General features: G+C 50.1%; 10 protein-coding genes and 3 pseudogenes. 1 reads left to right on the top strand and 12 read right to left on the bottom strand.

The window, feature by feature from the left end:
• From FYJ34_RS11370 to FYJ34_RS11355, 4 genes and pseudogenes are all read right to left on the bottom strand, one after another.
• A pseudogene (locus tag FYJ34_RS11370) lies at positions 1–370 on the bottom strand (diaminopimelate decarboxylase); the annotation flags it as partial.
• A 123-nt stretch (positions 371–493) separates the two neighbouring features.
• Positions 494–1,167: pseudogene (locus tag FYJ34_RS15175) on the bottom strand (TrmB family transcriptional regulator).
• Between the two features lie 258 nt (positions 1,168–1,425).
• Positions 1,426–2,861 (bottom strand): annotated as a pseudogene (gene pyk / locus FYJ34_RS11360) (pyruvate kinase).
• 44 nt (positions 2,862–2,905) lie between these two features.
• A complete protein-coding gene (locus tag FYJ34_RS11355) occupies positions 2,906–3,685 on the bottom strand; it encodes a hypothetical protein (protein ID WP_154478906.1) in 780 nt (259 codons plus the stop codon).
• Between the two features lie 275 nt (positions 3,686–3,960).
• On the opposite strand from FYJ34_RS11355, the gene FYJ34_RS11350 reads away from it, so the two are divergent.
• Positions 3,961–8,211: a 2-hydroxyacyl-CoA dehydratase gene (locus FYJ34_RS11350; protein ID WP_154478720.1), complete on the top strand. Its 4,251-nt coding sequence runs from the start codon at positions 3,961–3,963 to the stop codon at positions 8,209–8,211.
• 206 nt (positions 8,212–8,417) lie between these two features.
• Here FYJ34_RS11350 and FYJ34_RS11345 read toward each other — a convergent pair whose 3' ends face one another.
• The 8 genes from FYJ34_RS11345 to gmk all read right to left on the bottom strand — a co-directional run bounded on the left by FYJ34_RS11345 (position 8,418) and on the right by gmk (position 15,548).
• The gene (locus tag FYJ34_RS11345) at positions 8,418–9,329 is read right to left on the bottom strand and encodes a ComEC/Rec2 family competence protein (protein ID WP_154478718.1); all 912 of its coding nucleotides are present in this window, start codon (positions 9,327–9,329) and stop codon (positions 8,418–8,420) included.
• A gap of 238 nt (positions 9,330–9,567) precedes the next feature.
• Complete coding sequence (locus FYJ34_RS11340) at positions 9,568–10,578, bottom strand: GGGtGRT protein (RefSeq protein WP_154478717.1); 1,011 nt, start codon at positions 10,576–10,578, stop codon at positions 9,568–9,570.
• A 43-nt stretch (positions 10,579–10,621) separates the two neighbouring features.
• Positions 10,622–11,314, bottom strand: a complete 693-nt coding sequence (locus FYJ34_RS11335) for an iron-sulfur cluster assembly scaffold protein (protein WP_154478715.1) — start codon at positions 11,312–11,314, stop codon at positions 10,622–10,624.
• A 162-nt stretch (positions 11,315–11,476) separates the two neighbouring features.
• On the bottom strand, positions 11,477–12,748 hold the full coding sequence (locus tag FYJ34_RS11330) for a competence/damage-inducible protein A (protein WP_154478713.1): 1,272 nt from the start codon (positions 12,746–12,748) through the stop codon (positions 11,477–11,479).
• A gap of 1 nt (position 12,749) precedes the next feature.
• Positions 12,750–13,292 carry a CDP-diacylglycerol--glycerol-3-phosphate 3-phosphatidyltransferase gene (gene pgsA / locus FYJ34_RS11325; RefSeq protein WP_154478711.1) on the bottom strand — a complete coding sequence of 181 codons (543 nt, stop codon included), beginning with the start codon at positions 13,290–13,292 and terminating at the stop codon, positions 12,750–12,752.
• The gene (gene rimO, locus FYJ34_RS11320) at positions 13,289–14,617 is read right to left on the bottom strand and encodes a 30S ribosomal protein S12 methylthiotransferase RimO (RefSeq protein ID WP_154478709.1); all 1,329 of its coding nucleotides are present in this window, start codon (positions 14,615–14,617) and stop codon (positions 13,289–13,291) included. Before rimO ends, pgsA begins: the two co-directional genes overlap by 4 nt.
• 69 nt (positions 14,618–14,686) lie before the next feature.
• Positions 14,687–14,923 carry a DNA-directed RNA polymerase subunit omega gene (gene rpoZ / locus FYJ34_RS11315; protein WP_154478707.1) on the bottom strand — a complete coding sequence of 79 codons (237 nt, stop codon included), beginning with the start codon at positions 14,921–14,923 and terminating at the stop codon, positions 14,687–14,689.
• A gap of 4 nt (positions 14,924–14,927) precedes the next feature.
• A complete protein-coding gene (gene gmk, locus FYJ34_RS11310) occupies positions 14,928–15,548 on the bottom strand; it encodes a guanylate kinase (protein ID WP_154478705.1) in 621 nt (206 codons plus the stop codon).
• Positions 15,549–15,554: the final 6 nt, after the last annotated feature.

Genomic DNA, 15,554 nt, shown 5'->3' with positions numbered 1-15,554 from the left:
TCCCGTACTTGGCGTCTCCCGGATTGTCCATGATGTCGTTGCTGATCTGGAACAGCCCGCCCGGATTATAACGGCAGCTGATCACTTCCGGAATTTTGCCGATGGCTTTTTCCAGGCAGTCAATGTGGGAAATGTCGTCCAGGTTGATGATGGCGCCCAGCCGGTCTGCGTACACAAACTCCTGCGCCGGCGTATCATTGGAAGAAAACATAATATCCCTTCCGCCGATCCCCATGGCTTCGGAAAGCAACAACTCCGAATAGGATGCACAGTCACAGCCGCAGCCGTACTCCCTCAGAATCCCGATCAAAAACGGATTGGGCGTAGCCTTCACGGCCAAAATATTCCTTGTATCCCCGGTTCCAGGCAAACGCTCCTTCAGCGCTTTTATATTTTCACGGATCCCTTTTTCATCATACAGATGAAAAGGAGTGGATACTGCTCTACGATCTTTTCCAGTTGTTCTTTTGTTACAAACGGTGTTTTTTTCATGTCAGTTCTCCTCTTTCAATGTCAGCAGCTCTATCTCATTGGACAAAGCCGTCTTATACAGCTCCACAAAGTTCTTCTGCCCGGAATACAAGGCGGTGTTCATACTTCCCTCTCCATACTCTCCTGTGATCACATAGCGGGAATCCGAAATAACCCTATCTGCATTCCTCTGTCCCTGCCTACATATACTCTGGCATTTTGAAGGTAACCGGCCGGTCCGTGATGATCACAACCTTTTTCCCGGCGGCCTGCAGCGCCTCCAATTCCCTGACCATCAGTAAAAGATAATTTCTGGTACAACTGATATAGACTCTCTCCTCCACTTCCTCCAAAAGGTTGCGGATCTTGTTCAGGATATTTTTTCCGCCTTCTATCGTAATATAGCCCTCTGCTCTTCCCGCTCCTTAGGCGCACGCAGAGAGAGCCATTTTTTCGCCTCTTCCAGTCTCCGGATACGGTTTTTACAAAACTCTTCCAACGGAACCGGAACGTACTTTCTGGCTGTTCCTTCCTCCAGAAGATACACCGCTCCCTTTCCTGCATGTTGGCCAGTGCATTGTATGCGTTGGACCTGGAAATCCCGGTCTGCTTTGCCACCTCGTACCCCGTTACCTTTCCTTCCTCCAAAATACATTGGTAAATGCAGGCCTCCTGCCTTGTCAGACCAAATTCCATCAGTCTTTCAGCAAATGATGTCGTCTCCACTCTGCCACCTCCTGTACTATTTAGTGTTTCTCTCAAGTACTACTATATACCTCTTCCCTCTCTCTGTCAAGAATCCTTCTCAAAACAGACCGTTTCTTTCCTGCCGGCAGGACACATCGCTTCACCATCCCCCTTCCACGACAATCCCCTTTTCTGTGCTTTTTCTACAAAAAAAGATGCCGCCACACCACTGATACTCTCCAGCGGTGCAGTGCACCTTTTTTCTGTCTAATCTACTACAGCAATCTGCATGATATTGCTGACGCCTTCTCTTTGTGCCTTTACGTTGGGTGACGGGATCCCTGCCGTCAGCACGATGATATCTCCCGACTCTGCCATCTGTTTCGCACATGCCAGATCAATGGCCCCGCTGCAGATGTCTTCCGTCGTCTGGAATTCAATGGATTTCAGCGGACGAACCCCCCAGTAGATCTGCATCCTCCGTAAGGTTTCTTCGTTGGGCGTGACCCCTATAATATCCATCGGAGGCTTAAACTTGGACACGACTCTTGCCGTTGCTCCCGATACCGTAGGCGTAATGATACATTTGGCGTTCAAACTTCCCGCCGTCGTCACCGTCGCAAATCCCAGAGCACAGGAGGTGCTTTTCAGATAGTTTTCTCTGCCCTTTTCAAAAGCGTCTCATGATCCAGGTGTTCTTCTGTATTTTCCACGATATGCACCATCATCTGCAGACTCTCCAGCGGATATTTTCCCTGCGCGGTCTCTCCGGACAGCATGACCGCATCGGTTCCGTCATAAACCGCATTGGCCACGTCTGTGACTTCCGCTCTTGTAGGACGCGGATTCCGCATCATGGAATCCAGCATCTGCGTGGCTGTGATCACCGGCTTGTAATTGCTGTTACATTTCTGGATGATCATCTTCTGCAGGTAAGGTACTTCCTCCGCCGGGATCTCCACTCCCAGATCTCCCCTGGCGATCATGATCCCGTCCGCACACCGGATGATCTCGTCGATATTTTTGATTCCTTCTGCATTTTCAATCTTGGCAATGATCGGAATAAAAGGAGACTTGCATTCTTTCAAGAACGCCTTGATCTCCAGAATACATTCTGCATTTCTGACAAAAGACGCCGCAATAAAATCAATCTTCTGCTCCACGCCAAAGCGGATGTCCGCCCTGTCTTTCTCTGTGATCGCAGGAAGGCGCACCGGCACGTTCGGTACATTGACGCCCTTTCTTTCTCCCAGCTCGCCTCCGTTTATAACGGTACAGACGATCTCTTCTTCTTTTTTTTCCACGACCTCCAGACCGATCAATCCGTCATCGATCAGGATCGTGCTGCCGTGCTGCACATCTTCCACCAAGCCTGTATAGCTGATGGAGACTCTTTTTTCATCTCCTTCTACTTCCTTCGTCGTCAAAGTGAAAAGATTTCCCGGCTCCAGCCATACCTTTTTTCCGTCTTTCAAAAGACCTGTGCGGATCTCCGGACCCTTTGTATCCAGCAGGATCGCCACAGGCTTTCCTTCTTCCTCCCGGATTTTTTTCAGCAGATCCATCCGCGCCTTCTGCTCTGCATGATCTCCATGAGAGAAATTGAATCTGGCAATGTCCATGCCGTGACGCACCAGTTCCCGCATCATAGATGCCTCGTTGGTATTTGGTCCCATCGTACAAACGATCTTTGTTTTTTTCATGTGATACCCCTCTTCCTGTTTCCTGGTAATTCTCTTCCTGTTTTCTATTCTTTTACATGTACATGCGTAAACAGATGATCCTGGCAGTACTCTCTGTCTCCGGCACACTTGGAGCAGTAACGGAACTCCAGCTCCGGATTGGTGATATCTGTCCTGCCGCAGACGCAGCACTTATGTCTGGCTCCGTCTTCGTACTGCACTTCTTTTCGTACCTTCTTTTTATACACATTTTTCCGGTAGATCTCCCTGGGCGAATACGGCCGCATTTTCCTGAACCCGAAGAAGAAAAGAAAGAAGTTGAACAGTGAAACGCCTGCCGCCACCCCCGCCGGCAATCCTTCTATTCCTCTGAATGCCTGCACGATGGCGATCAAAAAATAAACTCCGTCCAGCAGGGCTAGGTACTTCGCCTCCACAGGCACGACAAAAAACAGCAAAAATCTCACATTGGGATAAATCGCTGCAAACAGCAGGAACAACGACATGTTCAGGTACCAGGTACTCATTAGCAGCACATTTCCCGTCATCAGGTAGACTATAACGGCGGACGCTGCATGCAGCAGGATCCCCGTAAAGAAATACAGGTTAAACCGAAAAGCCCCCATAGCCTGCTCCAACTGGCTTCCGATCATGTAATAGACATACAGAGCCAGCGCCATCCAGATGGGACTGGACGACGGCGGCTGTATGATGAAGGTAAAGATCCTCCACACCTGTCCGTGCAGAATCGCCCTGGCATCCAGGCTCAAATATTGCATATAAAATGTGGGATTGATCAAATTCAAAACAAATCCCACTCCATAAAGAATGATCACATAGTACATTAAATTTTTAATGGCATATCTGCCAAATTTACGCTCCAGCTTATCCACTTCGCAGTTCTTGCTCCTTCCAATGTTTCTCTTTTTATACAATCATTCTACCGTTTCCCCCTATGTTTGTCAAATATCCCATAGAAGTTTCACAATTCTTTAAAACTTCTATGGGTTTTGTAAGTTGTTATTTTTCATGGGCTGTCGTATAATGTTTTAGGTTCAAAGAAATTGTATTTCACGAAGGTTTGGATGCTTTTCCGGATCTTCTGTCAAGGAGATAAACTATGGATTCCGTTACTTACACATTAGGAATTGATATTGGTTCTACCACTGTAAAAATAGCCATTTTAAACGACAGCAGGGAGCTTGTATTTTCCGACTACGAGCGCCATTTTGCAAATATACAGCCCGCCCTGTCGGATCTTTTGGGGCGCGCCGTTCATCAACTGGGTCCCGTCCTTGCCTCTCCGGTCATTACCGGGTCCGGCGGTCTGACGCTGGCCAACCATCTGGGGGTTCCTTTCGTCCAGGAGGTGGTCGCCGTATCTGCCGCCCTTCAGCATGAGGCTCCTCAGACGGACGTTGCCATTGAGCTTGGAGGAGAAGACGCCAAGATCATCTATTTTGAGGGCGGTAATGTAGAACAGAGAATGAACGGCGTCTGTGCGGGCGGCACCGGCTCTTTTATCGATCAGATGGCTTCCCTGCTTCAAACGGACGCCTCCGGTCTGAACGAGTACGCCAGACATTATCAGGCCCTTTACTCGATCGCCGCAAGATGCGGAGTTTTTGCCAAATCGGATATCCAGCCCCTGATCAACGAAGGAGCCTCCAAGGAAGACCTGGCCGCTTCTATTTTTCAGGCGGTGGTCAATCAGACCATCAGCGGTCTTGCCTGCGGGAAACCCATCCGCGGGCACGTAGCTTTTTTGGGAGGCCCTCTTCATTTTCTGTCAGAATTGAAGGAAGCCTTTGTCCGCACCCTGAAACTGGATGATGCGCACATCGTCGCTCCCGCTCATTCTCATCTGTTCGCCGCGATTGGCTCTGCCTTAAATGCCAAAGAGGGATCTCCTGTTTCGCTTTTGAAGATGCAGCAGCAACTGAAAGGCCGTATTCAGATGGATTTTGAAGTGGCCCGTCTGGAGCCTCTCTTTTCCAGTCAGGCAGAGTTTGAGGAATTTTCTGCTCGCCATGCAAAGCATCAGGTGCCCTTCGGGGATCTTCCCTCTTACCGCGGGAAGGCCTTTTTGGGAATCGACGCCGGTTCCACCACCACGAAGGTGGCTCTGGTGGGGGAAGACGGCACTCTGCTCTATTCCTTTTACCGGAACAATGAAGGGGATCCTCTGGGAACCACCATCACCGCCATCAAAGATATCTATCAACAGCTTCCCGACGGTGTGTCCATTGTCCACTCCTGCTCCACCGGATATGGAGAAGCTCTGGTAAAGGCCGCCCTTTTGCTGGACGAAGGGGAAGTGGAAACAGTTTCTCACTATTACGCGGCTTCTTTCTTTGAACCCAGCGTGGACTGCATCCTGGATATCGGCGGACAGGATATGAAATGTATCAAGATCAAAAACCAGACGGTAGACAGCGTACAGCTCAACGAAGCCTGCTCCGCCGGGTGCGGGTCTTTCATCGAAACCTTTGCCAAATCCCTCAACTACTCTGTGGAGGATTTTGCACAGGAGGCTTTGTTTGCCCACCATCCTATTGATCTGGGAACCCGCTGTACCGTTTTTATGAACTCCAAAGTAAAGCAGGCGCAAAAAGAAGGGGCGGAGGTGTCGGATATTTCTGCCGGACTGGCCTATTCTGTCATCAAAAATGCCCTGTTTAAGGTGATCAAAGTGGCGGATGCTTCCGAACTGGGACACCACATTGTTGTCCAGGGCGGTACGTTCTACAACAACGCCGTTCTGCGAAGCTTTGAAAAAATTGCTGACTGCCACGCCATCCGTCCGGACATCGCCGGCATCATGGGCGCTTTTGGCGCCGCCCTGATCGCAAGAGAGCGCTACGTGGAATGTGAGGGAACCACCATGCTGTCTATCGATGAGATCCAGCGGCTGGAGTATTCCACCTCCATGGCAAAATGCGGGCTGTGCACCAACAACTGCCGTCTTACCATTAACAAGTTCAGTGGAAACCGCCGCTTTATTACAGGCAACCGCTGTGAGCGGGGAATCGGAAAAGAAAAAAGACAGAACTCCCTCCCCAATCTTTTCGATTATAAATTAAAACGCTACTTTGACTATGAACCGCTTTCCCCACAGGAAGCACGGCGAGGCACCATAGGGATTCCCCGGGTTCTGAATCTGTACGAAAATTATCCCTTCTGGTTTACCTTTTTCCACCGGCTGGGATTTCGCGTGGTACTGTCGCCCCTGTCCAACCGTAAGATCTATGAACTGGGAATCGAGTCCATTCCTAGCGAATCCGAATGTTACCCTGCCAAGCTGGCGCACGGACATGTACAGTGGCTGATCCAGCAGGGGATCCGGCGGATCTTCTACCCCAGTATTGCGTATGAACGGAATGAGTTTCAAGAGTCCAACAATCATTACAATTGTCCTATTGTAACCTCCTATCCGGAAAATATCAAAAACAATATGGACGCTATCATTCATGGAGAAGTGGATTTTCGTCATCCGTTCCTCTCTTTCCAGAGTGAGGAGACCGTCTCCTATCGTCTGATAGAAGAATTTTCAGATGAGATCCCTGCCGAAGAGATCAAACAGGCGGTCCATGCTGCCTGGGAAGAACTTGCCTGCTGCAGAAGGGATCTGCAAAAAGAGGGAGAACGCACACTTGCCTTTCTGAAAGAAACAGGCAATCAGGGAATCGTCCTTGCCGGCCGTCCTTATCACATGGATCCGGAGGTCAACCATGGTATCCCCGAACTGATCCATTCCTATAATATTGCCGTACTCACAGAGGATTCCATCTCCCATCTGGGCGTCGTAGACAGACCCTTGAACGTGATGGATCAGTGGATGTACCACTCCCGTCTTTATGCTGCTGCAAGCTATGTAAAGACGACAGATAACCTGGAGCTGATTCAGCTGAACTCCTTCGGCTGCGGACTGGATGCCGTTACTACCGACGAAGTGGCGGACATCCTGACCCACTCCAACAAGATTTATACCACCCTGAAAATAGACGAGGTCAACAATCTGGGAGCCGCCCGTATCCGGATCCGCTCTCTTCTGGCCGCGATCCGTGTCAGAAAGCAGCGGCAGAGCCTGTCCGATCCCGCTTCTTCCGCGATCAAAAAAGTACCCTTCACCAAGGATATGCGAAAGGAGTACACCATCCTGTGTCCGCAGATGTCGCCCATCCATTTTGAACTACTGGAGACGGCGTTTCGCGCTTCCGGCTACCGGGTGGCTGTACTGCCCAATGACAACAGGCAGGCGGTGGACGTGGGACTGAAATATGTCAACAATGACGCCTGCTATCCTTCTTTGATCGTGGTGGGACAGATCATGGAGGCAATCTTGTCCGGAGAATATGATACGGATAAACTGGCCGTCATCATCAGCCAGACGGGAGGAGGCTGTCGTGCTTCCAATTATATCGGCTTTATCCGAAGAGCTTTGAAAAAAGCGGGATATTCCCATATCCCGGTGATCTCTATCAACCTCAGCGGACTGGAAGGCAATCCCGGATTCAAGATCACTCCCTCCCTGGTACTGCGCGGAATCTACGGCGCTGTTTTAGGGGATATTTTCATGAAGTGTGTCTACCGGATCCGTCCCTATGAACAGATTGCCGGATCCACGGACGCCATGCATCGAAAATGGGTGAAGGTATGTCAGGAATTTCTGTCTGCCCCCTACCCTTCCCGGAGAAAATTCAAGCAGTTATGCCGGCAGATCATCGAAGATTTTGATCAGAACATTCCTCTGACAGATGTAAAGAAGCCCCGGGTGGGCGTTGTGGGAGAAATTCTGGTAAAATTCCTTCCCGCTGCCAACAACCATCTGGTGGAGCTGCTGGAAAAAGAAGGAGCCGAGGCTGTTGTGCCGGATCTTCTGGACTTCCTGCTTTACTGCTTCTACAATCAGAATTTTAAGGTTTCCCATCTGGGCATGAAAAAGTCCAAGGCTGTTCTGGGGAATCTTGGAATCCGGGTCCTGGAATGGTTTCGTGCGCCCGCCTCTTTGGCGTTTGCAAACAGTAAGCATTTTGATCCCCCGGCGGATATCCGTCATCTGGGAAAAATGGCTTCGGACTTTGTTTCCCTGGGAAATCAGACAGGTGAGGGCTGGTTCCTGACCGGCGAAATGCTGGAACTGATCCAAAATGATGCGCCAAATATCGTATGTACGCAGCCATTTGCCTGCCTGCCCAACCATGTGGTGGGAAAAGGCGTCATCAAGGAACTTCGCCGGATCCACCCCTCCTCCAATGTAGTAGCCATTGATTTTGATCCCGGCGCCAGCGAGGTAAACCAGCTGAACCGCATCAAGCTGATGCTGTCTACCGCCCACAAGAATCTGGAAGCCTCCCTTTGTCAGGAATAATCCGGATTCCTTGTGCCGTTTCCGGCAGACCGGATACCATTTCCCGTAAAATAAAAAGCACTGTCCATCGAACGCAGACAGTCAGGTCTTCCCTGAAATCTGCCGCACCGTGGACAGTGTTTTTAGCTTTTTATAAGGTCTGTCTCAAATCAGACAACTGGTATGATAAAAATGGATCCGCCCCTCATTTCTCAAAGGTATACCTGTTATCTTGCTGTTTCCCAGTGGATATTCCTGCCGTCACTGACTGCGGTAAGCGTTCCCAGCTGATCCGTCCGATAGATCTGTATATCCTCTCTCTCCAGCTTTTCCAAAACCTCCCAGTGGGGGTGTCCATAGGGATTGTCTGCACCGCAGCTGATCACAGCCCAGGCAGGATCTGTCTTTTTCAGGAATACATCCGAGGTGGAAGTAGAACTTCCATGATGTCCGCATTTCAACACATCACACTGCAGCGCCTCTCCAAAGGTTTTCACCATGCGCTCCTCCGACTCTGTATCTGCATCCCCGCACATTACAAAGGAGACGTCTCCGTGTACCAGCTTGACTCCCACAGACGACGCATTCAGGTCCTCCTCTTCCGTCCGCTCCGGACACAGAATCGTAAACGCGGCGTCCTGCAGCAGATATGTTTTCCCTACTTCCGGATGTGTGACGGGAATTTCTTTTTCCCGGATCAGTTCCTCGACTTCATAGTAGGTCATGGTGTCGTTTACAACATCCGGCATCAGCACCTGTTCTGTGGGAATCTGCCGCAGCACATGATCCGCTCCTCCGATATGGTCTGCATCCGGATGGGTCAGAATGAGGTAATCCAGCTTTTCCACGCCAAGGCGGTACAAAGTATCCACCACCTTTTCTCCCTGGTCATTGTTGCCTGCGTCGATCATCATCGCCCGGTCCTTCGTCTGGATAATGGTACAGTCTCCCTGCCCCACATCCAGAAACGTGACCTTCATTTCTCCCTCTGCCACCGTCTTTTCAATCGATCTGGTTTCTCCTCCAAACATCGGAAGCATCTGGGTCCATCCTTTTCCTCTGGTCAGAATCACGACCAGAAGAATGGACAACACCGCCCAGGTTTCTTTTCTGCTTCCTTTTCCTCTCCCTTGCCTCATTCTCTGTCCGTTCTCCTTCCTTTACCATCTGTGCCTCTTACACTTCTTCCCTGTCGGACAGGGATTGTCAAACAGCCGGAAATCCCTGCCGTTATCTGCGAACTCAATTGTACTTTATCTCCACGATCGATCACAAGTCCCGGATATCTAAACGATCCCGGATCCTTCGTTATGACCGGAAAAAGACATTCCACCAGCCAGCAGAATGTCTTTTGATCGTTTGATCCTGATGCAGAATTTAGAATTTTCCCTCTTTTGCCGCTTCCTCGATGGAAACCGCAACGGCTACCGTCATACCTACCATCGGGTTGTTCCCCGCTCCGATCAGGCCCATCATCTCCACGTGAGCCGGTACGGAGGAAGATCCTGCAAACTGTGCGTCAGAGTGCATACGTCCCAGGGTATCCGTCATACCGTAGGAGGCAGGACCGGCTGCCATGTTGTCCGGGTGCAGGGTACGTCCTGTACCGCCTCCGGAAGCCACGGAAAAGTACTTCTTCCCCTGCTCCATACATTCTTTTTTGTAGGTTCCTGCTACCGGATGCTGGAAGCGTGTCGGATTGGTAGAGTTTCCGGTAATGGAAACATCCACGCCTTCCTTGTGCATGATAGCAACGCCTTCTCTGACATCATTGGCTCCATAGCAGTTTACTTTTGCACGGAGTCCTTCGGAGTAGGAGATCCTCTCCACCTCTTTCAGTTCTCCTGTATAGTAATCATAATCTGTCTGTACATAGGTGAATCCGTTGATCCTGGAAATGATCTTCGCCGCATCCTTTCCCAGTCCGTTCAGGATGACCCGAAGCGGTTTCTTCCGGACCTTGTTTGCTTTTTCTGCAATTCCGATAGCTCCTTCTGCCGCTGCAAAAGATTCATGCCCTGCCAGAAATGCAAAGCACTCCGTATCTTCTTCCAGAAGCATCTTGCCCAGATTTCCGTGTCCCAGACCTACTTTTCTCTGGTCTGCCACAGAACCCGGAATACAAAATGCCTGCAGCCCTTCTCCGATCGCTGCGGCCGCCTCCGCCGCCGTGCGACATCCTTTTTTGATGGCAATGGCAGCGCCTACCACATATGCCCAGCAGGCATTCTCAAAACAGATAGGCTGGATCCCTTTTACCTGATCATACACGTTCAGTCCCGCCTCTTTTGTGATCTTTTCTGCTTCTTCGATCGATCCGATCCCGTAGCTCTGTAATACTTCGTTGATTTTATCTATTCTTCTTTCATACGATTCAAATAAAGCCATTTACTCTTCCTCCTGCTTTTTCTTTAAATGACATCCGTCAACCTTACTCTTTTCTTGGGTCAATGATCTTTGCAGCGTCTGCAACACGTCCATACTGACCTTTTGCTTTTTCCCACGCTTCATTCGGAGCGTCTCCCGCCTTGATGAAATCTGTAAACTTCCCAATGCTTACAAACTGGTAGCCGATGATCTCATCGTGGTCGTCCAAAGCGATTCCCGTAACGTATCCTTCTGCCATTTCAAGATAACGCGGTCCTTTTGCCAGAGTACCGTACATGGTTCCTACCTGAGAGCGAAGTCCCTTTCCGAGATCTTCCAGTCCTGCTCCGATGGGAAGCCCGTCCTCTGAGAACGCACTCTGGGTCCTTCCATAAACAATCTGGAGGAACAGCTCTCTCATCGCTGTATTGATGGCATCACAGACAAGGTCTGTATTCAATGCTTCTAAAATAGTCTTTCCCGGAAGGATCTCCGACGCCATTGCTGCAGAATGAGTCATTCCCGAGCAGCCGATGGTTTCCACCAGCGCTTCCTGAATGATCCCGTCCTTCACATTCAAAGTCAGCTTACATGCACCCTGCTGGGGAGCGCACCAGCCCACTCCATGAGTCAGACCGGAAATGTCCTTTACCTCTTTTGCCTGTACCCACTTCGCCTCTTCCGGAATCGGAGCCGGTCCGTGATTTGCACCTTGTGCTACCGGACACATCATTTGTACTTCATGTGAATAGATCATTATAAAACTCCTTTCAACTATGCATTTTTCAGATGATATGATCATACTGTCTTACTCTTCGTTTTATTCTCTCATACATCAATTTTTTCGTCAATTGGCACTTTGTCGGAAAATCCCGGCCAATTTCCTGATTTTCTAACCAATCCGTATTGTTCCTCTTTTTCAGGCGCTTTCCCCGGATATCTGTCCTTCCAGATACTTCAGCAATTCTTCCCGTATCAGATTTAATCCCTGCACGACAGAAGATTTGCGGATCTTTTCCCGGTCCCCTGAAAAATAAAAGGTTTCCCTGCGAATCTCCCCTCTGATACTGCAGGCCATGCAGACCATTCCTACCGGTTTTTCCTCTGTTCCGCCTCCGGGACCTGCCACTCCCGTGATGCTGATCCCTACATCTGCTCCTGCCGCTTTCCTTCCGCCCTCTGCCATCTCTTCTGCCGTCTCCTGACTGACTGCTCCCATTTCCTCCAGAGTCACCGGAGATACTCCCACCATCTGGATCTTGGCTTCATTGGAGTAAGTAACAAACCCTCTTTCCAGCACCTTTGATGCTCCCGGTACATTTACCAGCTGTCCCGAAAGCAGGCCTCCGGTGCAGGATTCTACCGTTGTAATGGTCAGGCGTCCCTGCTCTAACAGCCGTACCACCACCTCCTCCAGAGTTTCCTCCTCCCGCACGGTATAGATCCGGCTTCCAAAGCGTCGTTTCATCTCTTTTAGCACAGGCTCCATCAAAAGCTCTGCCGCTTCCTGCGTTTTTTCTCTGGCGGTAATGCGAAAGTGTACCTCTCCCGTCTTGGCGTAGGGCGCTATGGTAGGGTTGGTCTGTCCCTCCAGAAGATCTGCCACCATAGTCTCTGCCCGGCTTTCTCCCACGGAGCAGATCTTTACCATGCAGGAATACATCTTCTCCTCCTGAAGCTGTTCCAGATAGGGGCGTACTTTTTTCTGAAAGAGCGGGAGCAGCTCTCCCGGAGGACCCGGAAGAAGGATCATCGCTTTTCCTTCTTTTTCCAGAATCAGGCCGGGAGCCGTTCCATTGTCGTTATCCAGTACGATGGCTCCCTCCGGCACCACGGCCTGTTTCCAGTTGTTTTCCGTAATATCCGGCCGTTTTATCCGGTCAAAATACGCCTGGATCCTGTCTCTGGTACGCATATCCATGACCAGCTTTTTCTCCATGACTTTTGCCGCCACCTCTTTTGTCAGATCGTCCCTGGTGGGTCCCAGACCGCCGCTTATGAGCACCAGCTCCGACCTGGAAAGTGCCGTCTGCATCGCCTCCTCCATACGGCCTTCATTGTCTCCCACCACGCTCTGGTGATAACAGGAAAGGCCCAGTGCTACACACTGAGCCGACAGAAAAGCCGCATTGGTATTGACAATATTCCCCATTAAAATCTCTGTTCCCACAGAAATCAGTTCTACCGTCATCCTACATGCCTCCCTTTGTAAGTACCTGGATATTTTTCGCCACATAATCCACCAGCGACACAATGGTCAGGATCAGGGATACCCAAATGAGTACGTTGCCTATGATATGGAACGGTCCTCCCAGATCTGCGATCAGCACAATCACCATAACCATCTGGGCTACCGTCTTAAACTTTCCCCAGTAGCTGGCGGCGATCACCACCCCCTGGTCGGAGGCCACCAGACGAAATCCGCTGATGATAAATTCCCTTGCAATGATAATGATCACAAACCACGCCGATAACTTTCCGGAGGGGATCAGACAGATCATCGCGGAGCATACCAGCAGCTTATCTGCCAGCGGATCCATAAATTTCCCGAAATTCGTGATCAGGTTTCTGCTTCTTGCGATCTTCCCATCCAGGAAATCGGTAAAGCTTGCCCCGCAAAACAGAAGCAGCGCGATCCATTTGCTTCCCTCTCCCGCTACATCAGACAACATAAAAAACACAAAAAATGGAACCATCAACACTCTTAATACCGTCAGTTTATTTGGTAAATTCATGATTCTGTCACCTCTCCTATCAAATCATATTCTGCCGCCTTTGTTACTCTTGCTGTTACAAAATCTCCGGACACAAACGCTTCGTCGGAATGGACAAAAATCATCCCGTCCACATTGGGTGTGTCCCGGTATGTCCGCCCCACATAAACGTCTTCCTCCGTGATCTTTCCTTCTATCATCACCGAAAGCTCCCGGCCTATCAGCTCTTCCGATCCGGAAAATACGATCTCCTGCTGCAGCTCCATCAGTTCTTGCCGCCGCCTTTCCTTTACTTCATTCGAAACCTGTCCTTCCATGGACGCCGCCGGCGTGTCCTCCTCCGGAGAATAGGGAAATACGCCCAGGCGGTCAAACTCCATCCGGTCCACAAAATCCATCAGCTCTTCATGCTGCTGCTCTGTTTCTCCCGGAAATCCGGTGATCAGTGTCGTCCTAAGGGCAATATCCGGAATCTCCCTTCTCAGCTTTTCTATGATTTCCTCCAGCTGTCTTCTGGTGGTTCTTCGTCCCATCCGCTTCAGGATCTCGTCATTGCAGTGCTGGATAGGAAGATCCAGATAAGGACAGACCTTTTCCTCCTCCCGGATCGTGCGGATCAGCTCTTCATCCAACTCTTCCGGGTAGCAGTACAGGATGCGGATCCACCTGAGTTCTTCTATTTTGCACAGTTCCCTAAGAAGCTTTGAAAGAGATCGTTCTCCATACAGGTCTTTCCCATATACGGTGGTTTCCTGGGCCACCAGGATCAATTCCTTTACACCGCCCTCCACCAGTTCTTCTGCCTCTTTTAGCAGCTTCTCCATGGGGACGCTTCTGTACCTTCCCCGAAGCTTCGGGATGATACAATAGGTGCAGTGCTTGTCGCAGCCTTCTGCGATCTTCAGGTAGGCATAATGTCCCCCTGTCGTGACCAGCCTTTTTGCGCTCACCTCCGGCAGGACGTCCAGTTCCTCCATGGCAACGGAGACCTTGCCTTCCACCGCCTTCTGGATCGCTTCTATGATCTTATCGTAGGCAGAAGTCCCAAGAACTGCGTCTACTTCCGGAATTTCCTCCAGGATCTCCTTCTGATATCTCTGTGCCATACATCCTGTCACGATCAGCCCTTTCAGGCGTCCTGTCATCTTGTATTCTGCCATCTCCAGGATGGTCTGGATGCTCTCTTCCTTTGCATCATGGATGAAGCAGCAGGTATTCACCACGATCACATCTGCCTCTTCCTCCATATCTACAATCCGATATCCTTTTTGGTCTATGAGTCCCAGCATGACTTCCGAATCCACCAGATTCTTGTCACAGCCCAGGGACACAAACAATATATTCATCCGTTTTCTCCTTTACGCCGCAACAGGCAGATACCTGTGCATCTGCCTGTGATCCTGTCTGTTCGTTCTCTATTCCTCTGTTCCCACCACTTTGATCTGCGCCTGGTTCAGTTCATCGATAGCAGTAGAAAGAGGCTTGTCTCCCTTCTTTGCTTCCACAAACGGCCTTGCTCCGTCGATCAGTTCTCTGGCTCTCTTTGCCGTTGCCATGACGATGGAGTAGCGGCTGTTGACTACCTTGGTCTCTCCTTCCTCCACGTCCTTGTTTACAACTTTCATTAAATCTGTATAAGATGGGTGCAGCATAATTTTATTCTCCTTTCAGTTCTCCCTGAATCTGTTTAATAAATTCTCTGTTTCTTTCTGTTCGCCTGTGTTCCCCGCGAATGATATGGTGAACATCCTCCACGCATACATCCAGATCATCATTGATGATCAGATAGTCATAATCCTCCATTCCCACGGATTCTTTTTGGGCTCTCTCCAAACGGGCCTGTATGATTTCTTCCGTCTCCGTCCCTCTCCCCAGAAGTCTTCTTTTCAGCTCCTGCATGCTGGGCGGCGCAATAAACAAAAGGACCGCATCCGGAATCTTTTCTTTGATCTTTCTGGCTCCCTGTATCTCTATTTCCAGGATCACATCCTTCCCGTCTGCCAGCTGCTGTTCCACATAGGCTTTGGGCGTGCCGTAAAAATTATCCACATATCTGGCATACTCCACCAGCTCCTCATTTTCTATCATCTCTAAAAAAGCCTCTGTCGTTTTAAAAAAATACTCCCGGCCTTCCTGCTCTCCTTCTCTTGGAAGTCTTGTGGTTGCGGAAACAGACAAGGCATAGCTGTCATACTTTTCCAGAAGACGCTTCATCATCGTCCCTTTTCCCGCCCCGGAAAATCCGGAAACCACTGTCAAAATCCCTCTTCTCATCAAACCTGT

Origin of the sequence: Suipraeoptans intestinalis (assembly GCF_009696485.1) — a bacterium.
Classification (GTDB): Bacteria; Bacillota; Clostridia; order Lachnospirales; family Lachnospiraceae; genus Suipraeoptans; species Suipraeoptans intestinalis.
Note: the sequence above shows the minus strand (reverse complement) of the source record. Positions and strands in the feature narration are given on the sequence as shown.

Bases quoted from the DNA above. Each gene is read 5' to 3' on its own strand.
- rpoZ (WP_154478707.1), bottom strand. From the start codon at position 14,923: ATGCTGCACCCATCTTATACAGATTTAATGAAAGTTGTAAACAAGGAC.
- FYJ34_RS11355 (WP_154478906.1), bottom strand. From the start codon at position 3,685: ATGTACTATGTGATCATTCTTTATGGAGTGGGATTTGTTTTGAATTTG.
- FYJ34_RS11335 (WP_154478715.1), bottom strand. From the start codon at position 11,314: ATGATCTATTCACATGAAGTACAAATGATGTGTCCGGTAGCACAAGGT.
- FYJ34_RS11330 (WP_154478713.1), bottom strand. From the start codon at position 12,748: ATGACGGTAGAACTGATTTCTGTGGGAACAGAGATTTTAATGGGGAAT.
- pgsA (WP_154478711.1), bottom strand. From the start codon at position 13,292: ATGAATTTACCAAATAAACTGACGGTATTAAGAGTGTTGATGGTTCCA.
- FYJ34_RS11345 (WP_154478718.1), bottom strand. From the start codon at position 9,329: ATGAGGCAAGGGAGAGGAAAAGGAAGCAGAAAAGAAACCTGGGCGGTG.
- FYJ34_RS11350 (WP_154478720.1), top strand. From the start codon at position 3,961: ATGGATTCCGTTACTTACACATTAGGAATTGATATTGGTTCTACCACT.
- rimO (WP_154478709.1), bottom strand. From the start codon at position 14,617: ATGAATATATTGTTTGTGTCCCTGGGCTGTGACAAGAATCTGGTGGAT.
- FYJ34_RS11340 (WP_154478717.1), bottom strand. From the start codon at position 10,578: ATGGCTTTATTTGAATCGTATGAAAGAAGAATAGATAAAATCAACGAA.